Below are 11,780 nucleotides of genomic sequence, written 5' to 3'. Positions count from 1 at the left end.
GGGGCATAGTGATGGAAAAGCAAAAAACTTTTCATGTCGCTGTAGTTGGAGCAACCGGCGCAGTTGGTGAACAAATGTTAAATACTTTAGAGAAACGAGAATTTCCAATCGGGAAGTTAACGTTACTTTCATCTAAACGATCTGCAGGTAAGAAACTTGTATTTAAAGGCGAAGAATTTACAGTTCAAGAGGCAACTCCTGAAAGTTTTGAAGGAGTAGATATCGCACTATTTAGTGCAGGTGGATCTGTATCAAAACAATTAGCGCCAGAAGCAGCAAAACGCGGTGCGATTGTTGTTGATAATACAAGTGCATTCCGTATGACAGAAAACGTGCCACTTGTTGTACCTGAAGTAAATGAAAACGACTTAAAAGAACATAATGGTATTATTGCAAATCCAAACTGTTCTACAATTCAAATGGTAGTAGCTCTTGAGCCAGTTCGTCAGCAATATGGTTTAAAACGAGTAATCGTTTCCACATATCAAGCTGTATCAGGTGCTGGTGCGGCAGCGATTGAAGAACTTCATGAACAATCACAAGCAATCTTAAATGGCGAAGAAGTGAAGGCGAATGTTTTACCTGTATCAGGTGATAAGAAACATTTCCCAATTGCTTTCAACGCGATTCCACAGATTGATAAGTTCCAAGATAATGGATTTACGTTTGAAGAAATGAAAATGATTAATGAAACGAAAAAAATTATGCATATGCCTGAATTAGAAGTAGCGGCAACATGTGTACGTTTACCAGTTGTATCAGGTCACTCTGAGTCTGTTTACATTGAAGTAGAAAAAGAAGGCGTAACAGTAGAAGAATTAAAGAGCTTACTTGCAAATGCGGAAGGTATCGTTCTGCAAGATAATCCAGAAGAGCAGCTATATCCAATGCCAGCTACTGCAGTAGGTAAAAACGAAGTATTCGTGGGAAGAATTCGTAAAGATTTAAATAACGATAAAGGATTCCATCTTTGGGTCGTATCTGATAACTTATTAAAAGGCGCAGCATGGAATTCTGTTCAAATTGCAGAGCGCTTAGTAAAATTACAATTAGTGTAAGCGGCTAAGAGAAGGTGCAAAATATGAAAATTATTGTTCAAAAATTTGGTGGTACATCTGTACGTGATGAAAATGGACGTAAGCATGCGCTTCATCATATAAAAAAATCGCTAGATGCGGGTTATAAAGTAGTTACTGTTGTATCTGCTATGGGCCGTAAAGGTGAACCATATGCAACGGATACGTTGTTAAGTCTTGTAAATCAAGAGGAATCTCATATTTCTAATCGTGAGCAAGATTTATTATTATCATGCGGAGAATTAATCTCAGCAATCGTCTTCTCTAATATGTTAAATGAGAACGGTATAAAAGCAGCAGCGTTAAATGGTGCACAAGCTGGTTTTGTAACAAATGATGATTTTACGAATGCTAAGATTATTGAAATGAATTGCGATCGTATACATGAAGAGTTAGAAAATGTAGATGTAATCGTCGTTACAGGATTCCAAGGGCAAACGAAAAAAGGTGATACGACAACACTTGGACGCGGAGGTAGTGATACTTCAGCTTCAGCGTTAGGTGTTGCGCTTCATGCTGAATATATCGATATCTTCACAGATGTAGAAGGTGTTATGACTGCGGATCCTCGCATTGTAAAAGATGCACGTCATCTTCAAACTGTAACGTATAACGAAATTTGTAACATGGCTTACCAAGGTGCAAAAGTCGTTCATCCACGTGCAGTGGAAATTGCGATGCATGCGAAAGTACCACTTCGTGTACGCTCTACGTATTCTGATAGTGAAGGTACGCTTATTTCAGCATCTGACGGTGCTACAAAAGGCCGTGATGTAGAAGAACGTCCTGTTACAGGTATCGCACATGTATCAAATGTAACGCAAATTAAAGTGCTTGCAAAAGAAACGGCATATGATTTGCAGCAGCATGTGTTTAAAGAAATGGCAAATGAAGGAATAAGTGTCGATTTAATTAACATTTCACCTACTGGAGTAGCTTATACGGTGAGTGATAATGTATCAAATCGTGCAGTTGAATTATTACAGAATCTTGGATATGAGCCGATTGTGACAGAGCATTGTGCAAAAGTATCTATTGTAGGAGCTGGAATGGCAGGATACCCAGGGGTTACTGCAAAAATCGTTACAGCTTTAGCTGAAAAAGGTATTCAAATTCTGCAATCAGCAGATAGTCATACGACAATTTGGGTTCTTGTAAAAGAAACTGATTTAGTGGAGGCTGTAAATGCATTACATAGTGCGTTTGAGCTTTCAAAAGAAAAGCAACTGGAACAATAAGGAGTGAGACCATGATAGATTTTGGGACAATTGCAACCGCGATGGTAACACCGTTTGATATAAACGGTAATATCGATTTTGCAAAGACAACGAAATTGGTAAATTATTTAATTGATAACGGTACAACAGCAATCGTGGTAGGAGGAACGACAGGTGAATCTCCTACATTAACTTCAGAAGAAAAAGTAGCGTTATATCGCCATGTCGTATCTGTTGTCGATAAAAGGGTGCCCGTAATCGCTGGAACAGGTAGTAATAATACGCATGCTTCTATTGACTTAACTAAAAAGGCAACAGAGGTTGGTGTTGATGCAGTAATGCTAGTAGCACCGTATTATAACAAACCGAGTCAAGAAGGAATGTATCAGCACTTTAAAGCAATTGCTGAAAGCACGCCGCTTCCGGTTATGCTATATAATGTTCCAGGACGATCTATTGTACAAATCTCCGTTGATACAGTTGTTCGTTTATCAGAAATAGAAAACATTGTTGCGATTAAAGATGCAGGCGGCGATGTGTTAACAATGACAGAAATCATTGAAAAAACAGCGGACGACTTTGCAGTATACAGCGGTGATGACGGTTTAACGCTACCAGCTATGGCAGTTGGAGCGAAAGGTATCGTTTCTGTAGCATCTCATGTTATTGGAAATGAAATGCAAGAAATGATTGCAGCATTCCAAGCAGGAGAATTTAAGAAGGCGCAAAAATTACATCAATTACTTGTAAGAGTAACGGATTCATTATTTATGGCGCCAAGCCCAACTCCAGTAAAAACAGCGTTACAAATGGTTGGATTAGATGTAGGTTCTGTACGTTTACCACTTCTTCCATTAACAGAAGAAGAAAGAGTAACGTTACAATCTGTTATGCAATCTATCCCTCGTTAATAAAAAATGACCTAGTGTAGAACTAGGTCATTTTTTATTTGTATGAAAATTTTTTCCTCTCTTTTCTTATCTTACCTATATGTGTTTTTATAAGATCATTAACCAGTTCTTCATTATATATTGCAACATGTAAAAGAAAATAATTGTAATCCTTTAAAGGAATTAAAAAGTCATAGTTATTATAGAATGAACACTTATATAAACGTAATAAAATACCAACTCTATTTTTCGAAGTAATTGCTTCAAATATGACGTAATTCATAAAAAAACTTCATTTTATAAGTATTTTTGTTCAATTCTAGAAAAATAAGTCTTGAAAATCCGTATTATGAAATTAATTTAGAGTATTTATAGCTATTTCTTCAAAAAAATATGGAGTACAAAGTCGGAGTAAATATAAAGGACATGTGTTCGATATGTTTGTTGGAAATCCGTTCTTTTCCTTTTTCTTTCGCACGATTTAACTTGTGTTCTATTTCTTGTATCAGGTATAATATGGCTAAGTAGCTTAGTACGGGTATGCTTAGCAAAATTGGTAAAAATTATAATTTGATTACATTTTCATATCATATCGAATAAGATATTTGATTTATATAATGAAAGAGAGGTGAAACCTGGTTTAAAAAATAAACAAGGACATGATATCGCATAACGGTAAGGACATTCGTCTTGGACGGTGAATATATGGTGGTTGTAGAGTTTCCCCTGGTGTCTCTACGATTTTAGTGAAATCAGTGTTTGAAAGATTTTTAAACCAGGCAACAACATGAAGAGAAAAGAGAATGAGTCTGTTAAAGTATTTGCTCTTGGTGGAGTAGGTGAAATCGGGAAAAACATGTACTGTGTTGAAATTGATTCTGAAATCTTTATTGTAGATGCAGGGTTAATGTTCCCGGGAGATGAAATGTTTGGAATTGATATCGTTATTCCTGATATTACATATTTAGTGGAAAACCAAGAGCGAGTAAAAGGTTTATTTATTACTCACGGTCATGAAGATCATATTGGTGGTATTGTTTACGTACTTCGTAAATTATCTATTCCAGTGTATGCAACGAAATTAACAGTAGGACTTATACAAGAAAAACTTGGCGAAGCGGGTATGTTAGGCCGTGTAGACCTAAAAACAATCGATTCAAATTCAACAGTAGAATTTAATACTACAACGGTGTCATTCTTTGGAACGACACATAGTATTCCAGATTCTGTTGGTGTTTGTTTCCATACATCAAAAGGTGCGATCGTATATACGGGAGACTTTAAATTCGATCAAACTCCAATTGGAAATAGTGGAGCAGATCTTGGAAAAATGGCTCAAATCGGAAATGAAGGCGTACTATGCCTATTATCTGATAGTACAAATGCTGAGCGTCCAGGCTATACAGGTTCTGAAAAAGAAGTTGGTGTAGAAATTTCTAAAGTATTCTACGGCGCAGAAGGACGTATTATCGTTGCTTCATTTGCATCGAATGTACATCGTATTCAACAAGTATTTGATGCAGCTGCTGAAACAGGACGAAAAGTCGCGGTTGTAGGACGTAGTATGGTGAAAGTAGTAGATATCGCAAGACGCCTTGGTTATTTAGATGTTCCAGAAGGTATGGTTATTTCACTACAAGAAGTAGACAATTTCCCAGAGAAAAAGGTAGCTATTTTAACGACAGGTAGCCAAGGCGAACCGATGGCAGCCCTTTCTAGAATGGCGAAGCAAGCTCATAAACAAATTTCAATTCGTAAAGGTGATACGGTTATTATTGCGGCTTCTCCAATTCCGGGTAATGAAATATCTGTATCGAAAATTATTGACTTGTTATTTAGAGCTGGAGCTGAAGTTGTTTATTATGGTGAAAGAAAAGTTCACGTTTCAGGTCATGGTAGCCAAGAAGAATTAAAACTAATGTTAAACTTAATGAAACCGAAATATTTTGTACCCGTACATGGTGAGTTTCGTATGCAAAAAGCACATGCATACTTAGCTGAAGATGTAGGTATTGCAAGAGAAAATATCTTTATCGTAGAAAAAGGCGATGTAATTGGTTTTGGTGACGATGAAGCAAATTTAGTTGGTAAAGTGCAAGCGGGCAATGTATTAATTGATGGATTAGGTGTAGGTGACGTTGGTAATATCGTTCTTCGAGATAGAAAAATGTTATCTCAAGATGGAATATTAGTAGTTGTTGTAACACTTGGTAAAGATGAAAAGAAAATTATCTCTGGTCCAGAGATCATTTCACGTGGATTTGTATATGTTCGTGAATCAGAAGCGTTAATTGACCGTTCTACAGAGATTGTACGTATGATTGTTGAGCAATCAATTAAAGAATATTCAATTGAATGGTCTATGTTAAAACAAAATATTCGTGAATTATTAGGACAGTTCTTGTACGAAGAGACAAAGAGAAAACCTATGATTTTACCGATTATTATGGAAGTATAAAAAAGATCACCTTTACGGGTGATCTTTTTTCTTTTTAAACTCTATCGAATGAAATTTATAACTTAAGAAATAATAGTGATATACGAGTGAAAGGGGATGCGATATGACAGAACGTGATCGTTATACAAATGAAGAGAAAGAGGCTGAACCGAAAGAAACTGGAAAAGAAGCTTCAATAGTGGAAAAAATTCAACAGCTTGGACAAACGAATGTACCGCAAATGAATGAATCACGTATTCATTGTTTAACAATTGTTGGACAGGTGGAAGGTCATGTTCAGTTGCCGCCGCAAAATAAAACAACAAAATATGAGCATATTATTCCACAAATTGTTGCGATTGAACAAAATCCGAAAATTGAAGGTTTGCTTTTAGTGTTAAATACAGTTGGAGGTGACGTTGAAGCTGGGCTAGCAATTTCTGAGATGGTCGCTTCACTTTCAAAACCGACAGTATCTTTAGTTTTAGGCGGAGGGCATTCTATCGGTGTACCGATTGCCGTTTCTACAGACTATTCATTTATTGCGGAAACTGCGACGATGACAATTCATCCGATTCGTCTAACAGGTCTTGTTATAGGTGTGCCGCAAACATTTGAGTATTTAGATAAAATGCAAGAAAGAGTCATTCGATTTGTGACGAAGCATTCAAAAGTAACGGAAGATCGTTTTAAAGAGCTTATGTTTGCGAAAGGGAATTTAACGCGAGATATTGGTACGAATGTAATTGGTGGAGATGCAGTGAAGTATGGTCTTATAGATGATGTCGGTGGTATCGGAAATGCGATTCGAAAATTAAACGAATTAATAGATGCTCGCGCGGATGATAGTACAGAAGGGACAATGTTACAATGATTTTATATACAATTATGCCAGAACAACTCGTGTATCCAGCCGATTATTCGCAATGTGAAAGTCAAAAAGTCGTAAATATAAACGGTGTTGAATTAATGGTTTCTGAAGAAGAACATGGGTATTATTCTATTGTACGTGTGTTAAGTACCGATCCGTTTCACTACTTAGAATTTGAGCCGGGACAGAAAATAACCTTTTAGCAAAAAGAAGGATTTTGTTTAGAAGCTATGGTATAATATAAAAAACAAGACGGTTGAGCAGCCATGAGAGGGCTGCTTTCTTCTGTTTATTTAACATTTTACAGGAAGTGTAAAAATAGAAGAGATAAAGACCTGAAAAAATAGAGAAAACAAACATATAAGCAGAGTTTTTTAGGAAGTTTTACTTATATGTAGAACACGAGGTGAAGAAATGGCAAAACAAAAGCAAAGAGGGACGAAGGCAAAGGCAAGACGTACGATAAAGCCAACTTTGTATTATGAAATCGTCGGTTTAACTCTTTTTGCACTTTCAATCATTACGATTTTACAGCTAGGCGTTGTAGGGAAATCGTTTGTGTTATTTTTTCGCTTCTTCTTTGGTGAGTGGTACATAATTGGTGTGTTAGGTGTAATAGCTTTATCAGTTTCATTCGTTATAAAACGTGGATGGCCGAACCTTTTAAATAAACGGTTAATCGGTTTTTATTTAATAGTATTGGCGATATTAATGTTTAGTCATATTACATTATTTAACCTTCTTACGAAAGATGGAGCAGTGCAAAATACTTCTGTTATTGTGAGTACGAAAGATAATTTCTTTCTTGAAATGAAGAAAGGCCCAGATAGTGTTCATTTAGGTGGTGGCATGTTTGGTGCGCTTATGTTTGCGACATGTTACTTCTTATTTGACGAAGTAGGAGCTTATATTATTGGTATTATTTTAGTTATTCTCGGTATACTTTGTATAACAAATAAGCATATTGGAGAAGTATTAGCTCCAGTTGGTAGAATCCTTAGAAGTCAATTTCAAGTGATGCAAGGGGACTATAAAGACTGGAGAGCGAAAAGAACGGCTGAACAAACAGAAAAGAAAAAAACAACAAGAAGCACAAGGAGCAAACGTGCTACAGAACAAGAAGAAATTATTGAGCCGATGGAAGAAATTTCAATTGATCCTCCGATTATTTCAAATTTCACTGAGAATTATCCAGTAAATGAGCAAGAAGATAAACGAATTGAAGTAGAGCAAGAAGAGTTAATCACTTCACCGTTTATTGAAGAGGCTCCACCAGTTGAAGAGCCGAAGAAAAAGCGTGGAGAAAAAATCGTTGAATCGCTAGAGGGTGAAACACAAGCACCTCCTATGCAATTTTCAAATGTAGAAAATAAAGATTATAAGCTTCCTGCACTTGATATATTGAAGTTTCCAAAGAATAAGCAAGTTACAAATGAAAATGCGGAAATTTATGAGAATGCTCGTAAATTAGAACGTACTTTCCAAAGCTTTGGAGTGAAAGCGAAAGTAACAAAAGTACATAGAGGTCCTGCAGTTACAAAATATGAAGTGTATCCTGATATGGGAGTAAAGGTAAGCAAAATTGTCGGTTTAAGTGATGATTTAGCACTTGCTTTAGCTGCGAAAGATATTCGTATTGAAGCACCTATTCCCGGGAAATCAGCTGTAGGAATTGAAGTTCCGAACTCAGAAGTTTCTATGGTAACGCTTAGAGAAGTTCTTGATTCTAAAGCTAACAATCATCCAGAAGAGAAGTTGCTGATTGGTCTTGGACGAGATATTACAGGTGAAGCTGTATTAGCCCGCTTAAATAAAATGCCCCATTTACTGGTGGCCGGTGCGACAGGTAGCGGGAAAAGTGTATGTATTAACGGTATTATTGTTAGTATTTTAATGCGTGCAAAGCCGCATGAAGTAAAATTAATGATGATTGATCCGAAAATGGTAGAGTTAAATGTATATAACGGTGTGCCTCATTTATTAACACCAGTTGTAACTGATCCGAAAAAAGCATCACAAGCGTTGAAAAAAGTTGTAAGTGAAATGGAGCGTCGTTATGAGTTATTTGCTCATAGTGGCACGCGAAATATTGAAGGATATAATGATTATATAAAAGAGCATAATAATCAATCGGAAGCGAAACAACCGGAATTACCTTATATTGTCGTAATTGTGGATGAGTTAGCAGATTTAATGATGGTTGCTTCGTCGGATGTAGAGGATGCGATTATGCGTCTAGCGCAAATGGCTCGTGCTGCCGGTATTCATTTAATTATTGCAACGCAACGTCCATCAGTTGATGTAATTACGGGAGTTATTAAAGCGAATATTCCGTCACGTATTGCATTCGCTGTATCATCTCAAACAGATTCTCGTACAATTCTTGACGGCGGTGGTGCAGAGAAACTGCTAGGTCGTGGGGATATGCTATTTATACCAATTGGTGCATCGAAGCCTGTACGTGTACAAGGGGCGTTTTTATCAGATGATGAAGTTGAGAGAGTTGTAGAATATGTTATTGGTCAGCAAAAAGCGCAATATCAAGAAGATATGATCCCGCAAGATGTTCCTGATACGAAGCAGGAAGTAGAAGATGAATTATATGATGAAGCAGTTCAGCTCGTAGTGGAAATGCAAACAGCCTCTGTTTCTATGTTGCAACGTAGGTTTAGAGTTGGTTATACCCGTGCTGCCCGATTAATTGATGCAATGGAAATGAATGGTGTAGTAGGACCGTATGAAGGTAGTAAACCACGAGAAGTGCTCATTAATGATGTACAAGAAAAAAGTTCATAAAAAAAGCCTAATTGTTTTTACAATTAGGCTTTTTTATATGCTGGTTTTGTTATATACTATATTCAGCGTTAAAGAAAGGGCTTACATTTGAGGTGGTTCTTTAGAATACGAATACTTTTGTGTGGTTTTTTGTGAACGTTCGATATTTAATGTAGAAAAATGTTAAATTTTGTTGACACGTATGGGAGCAAGTGGTAAGATTACTTCGAAAAGAATCACTGCCTCATATAATCTTGGAGATAAGGTCCATAAGTTTCTACCTGGCAACCATGAATTGCTAGACTATGAGGGGAAAAGTGTGTAACAAAGGATGTAAGAGATCTTTGTGCCGAACTTTTTCTCGCTATGAGGAATGTTTATGGTGCAAAGTTTTTTTTATGCAGTAAAGAGTGAAAATTTCATCTTAAAAAATTATTAATATTTATTCGACAATTATGTTTATTTTTAGTGTGTAGCAATTTTTATTATGTTGTAAGTTGAAAAAAGAGAAAAGAAGTCTTACATCAGAGGTCGAATAATTGAAATGCGGGGGAGTCTTATGTCAGTAAAATCCGATAGTCGTCACCTATATTTACGGGTGATTGATCACATCAAAGAAAAGATTAAAGATGGGGCTTACAAAGAAAGGCAAAAGTTGCCATCAGAGTTTGATTTAGCGAAAGAACTTGGCGTAAGTAGAGCGACTTTAAGGGAAGCGCTGCGTATTTTAGAAGAAGAAAATGTTGTCATTCGTAGACATGGTGTAGGAACATTTGTAAATGCAAAACCGCTATTTTCTTCTGGGATTGAACAACTTTCTAGTATTACAGATATGATTTCTAGTGTGGGGAAAACACCAGGAACTATCTTTTTATCATCATCTACAACAAGTTTAACAGAAGAAGAAAAAGAGAAGTTTAATAGTGAAGATGGTTTTAATGCAGTGATGATTGAGCGTGTGCGTACAGCAGATGGGGAACCTGTTGTATATTGTATCGATAAACTTGCAAAAGAAATCTTGCCAGATTTATCGGGATACAACGAAGAATCATTGCTTACAGTGATACATAACAATACGCACAAACGTATCACATACGCAGTTGCTCATATTGAGCCAATTGGCTATCATCCGAAAATCTCACCGATTTTAGAATGTGAACCGGAAACGGCACTGCTAGTATTAAAACAAATGCACTATGATCAAAATGATGAGCCAATCTTATATTCTATCAATTACTTTAGAGCTGATAAGTTTAGCTTCCACGTACTAAGAAAACGTATGTAGGTAAGTTCCTTTTTAGGGAGGTGACAGCAAGAAGTTAGGGACAGCAGCGTATAAAAAATAGACAAATCATTTCAGGAGGGGTTTCTAGTATGAAGAAAAAAACAGGTCTTTTATTATCATTAACATTAGCAGCAAGTGCGGTTTTAGGTGCGTGTGGTAACTCGGATAAAGCGAGTAGCGACAAAAAAGAGTTTAAAGTTGGTATGGTTACAGATGTTGGGGGCGTTGATGACAAATCATTTAACCAATCAGCTTGGGAAGGTTTAACGAAGTTCGGTAAAGACAATGACTTAAAGAAAAATGAAGGATATCGTTATCTTCAATCAAGTAAAGACGCGGATTATATCCCAAATTTAACGAAATTTGCGAAAGATCATTATAACACAACATTTGGTATTGGTTACTTGATGGAAAAATCAATTGCAAAGGTAGCTGAACAATATCCGAAAGAGCAATTTGCGATTGTAGATACAGTTGTAGAAAAGCCAAACGTAACAAGTATTACATTTAAAGACCACGAAGGTTCATTCCTAGTTGGTGCTGTAGCAGCAATGACGACAAAATCAAATAAAGTTGGCTTTGTTGGTGGCGTGAAGAGTCCATTAATTACAAAATTTGAATCAGGTTTCAAAGCTGGTGCAAAAGCAGTAAACCCAAATATTGAAATCGTATCGCAATATGCTGATGCATTTGATAAGCCGGAAAAAGGATCAGTATTAGCTTCAGCAATGTACGGTGGAGGCGTTGACGTAATTTATCATGCATCTGGTGCAACTGGTAACGGTGTATTCACAGAAGCGAAAAACCGCAAGAAAAAAGGTGAAAATGTTTGGGTAATCGGTGTTGACCGTGACCAAAATCAAGAAGGTATGCCTGAAAACGTAACTTTAACTTCGATGGTAAAACGTGTTGATGTTGCAGTAGCAAAAGTAGCACAAGAAGCGAAAGATGGTAAGTTAAAAGGCGGTAAAGTAGAAGAGTTTGGTTTAAAAGATGATGGCGTTGGTATTGCGAAAACAACTGATAATGTGAAAAAAGTAAACCCAGAAATTTTAACTAAAATAGAAGATTTTGAGAAGAAAATTACTGCTGGTGAAATTAAAGTACCTGCAACTGACGAAGAATATAAAACATATGAAGCTTCTCTAAAGAAATAATAATAGAGAAATAGCAAAGGTTAGTTCGTAGAACTAACCTTTGCATATATAAAAATACTTTTAATAGAGTGT

General features: G+C 36.4%; 9 protein-coding genes and 1 riboswitch. All 9 genes read left to right on the top strand.

The annotated features are described in order from the left end of the window. Window positions 1-11 precede the first annotated feature (11 nt). Window positions 12-1,058 (top strand): aspartate-semialdehyde dehydrogenase, encoded by a 1,047-nt coding sequence (gene asd, locus ACVWY7_RS09735; RefSeq protein ID WP_000414849.1) that lies wholly within the window; start codon window positions 12-14, stop codon window positions 1,056-1,058. Between the two features lie 23 nt (window positions 1,059-1,081). Further along, on the top strand, window positions 1,082-2,314 hold the full coding sequence (dapG, locus tag ACVWY7_RS09730; RefSeq protein WP_000692473.1) for an aspartate kinase: 1,233 nt from the start codon (window positions 1,082-1,084) through the stop codon (window positions 2,312-2,314). Window positions 2,315-2,325: 11 nt separating this feature from the next. Continuing rightward, window positions 2,326-3,204, top strand: coding sequence for a 4-hydroxy-tetrahydrodipicolinate synthase (gene dapA / locus ACVWY7_RS09725; RefSeq protein WP_000564761.1), 879 nt, complete (start codon window positions 2,326-2,328; stop codon window positions 3,202-3,204). 766 nt (window positions 3,205-3,970) lie between these two features. Next, window positions 3,971-5,641 (top strand): ribonuclease J, encoded by a 1,671-nt coding sequence (locus ACVWY7_RS09720; RefSeq protein WP_000823085.1) that lies wholly within the window; start codon window positions 3,971-3,973, stop codon window positions 5,639-5,641. A gap of 103 nt (window positions 5,642-5,744) precedes the next feature. Beyond that, window positions 5,745-6,494: a translocation-enhancing protein TepA gene (gene tepA / locus ACVWY7_RS09715; RefSeq protein WP_000139813.1), complete on the top strand. Its 750-nt coding sequence runs from the start codon at window positions 5,745-5,747 to the stop codon at window positions 6,492-6,494. Then, window positions 6,491-6,694 carry a YlzJ-like family protein gene (locus ACVWY7_RS09710; RefSeq protein WP_000605026.1) on the top strand — a complete coding sequence of 68 codons (204 nt, stop codon included), beginning with the start codon at window positions 6,491-6,493 and terminating at the stop codon, window positions 6,692-6,694. The genes tepA and ACVWY7_RS09710 overlap by 4 nt, the downstream gene beginning before the upstream one ends. A gap of 211 nt (window positions 6,695-6,905) precedes the next feature. Next, entirely contained in the window at window positions 6,906-9,287 is a 2,382-nt protein-coding gene (locus tag ACVWY7_RS09705; RefSeq protein WP_001118785.1) for a DNA translocase FtsK, read from the top strand. 203 nt (window positions 9,288-9,490) lie between these two features. Then, a riboswitch (purine riboswitch) is annotated at window positions 9,491-9,592 on the top strand. Window positions 9,593-9,825: 233 nt separating this feature from the next. After that, window positions 9,826-10,551 carry a GntR family transcriptional regulator gene (locus ACVWY7_RS09700; RefSeq protein WP_000114176.1) on the top strand — a complete coding sequence of 242 codons (726 nt, stop codon included), beginning with the start codon at window positions 9,826-9,828 and terminating at the stop codon, window positions 10,549-10,551. Window positions 10,552-10,640: 89 nt separating this feature from the next. Then, window positions 10,641-11,708 carry a BMP family lipoprotein gene (locus ACVWY7_RS09695; protein WP_000730593.1) on the top strand — a complete coding sequence of 356 codons (1,068 nt, stop codon included), beginning with the start codon at window positions 10,641-10,643 and terminating at the stop codon, window positions 11,706-11,708. Window positions 11,709-11,780: the final 72 nt, after the last annotated feature.

The sequence above is a fragment of the Bacillus sp. TE9106W genome, assembly GCF_054062215.1.
Note: the sequence above shows the minus strand (reverse complement) of the source record. Positions and strands in the feature narration are given on the sequence as shown.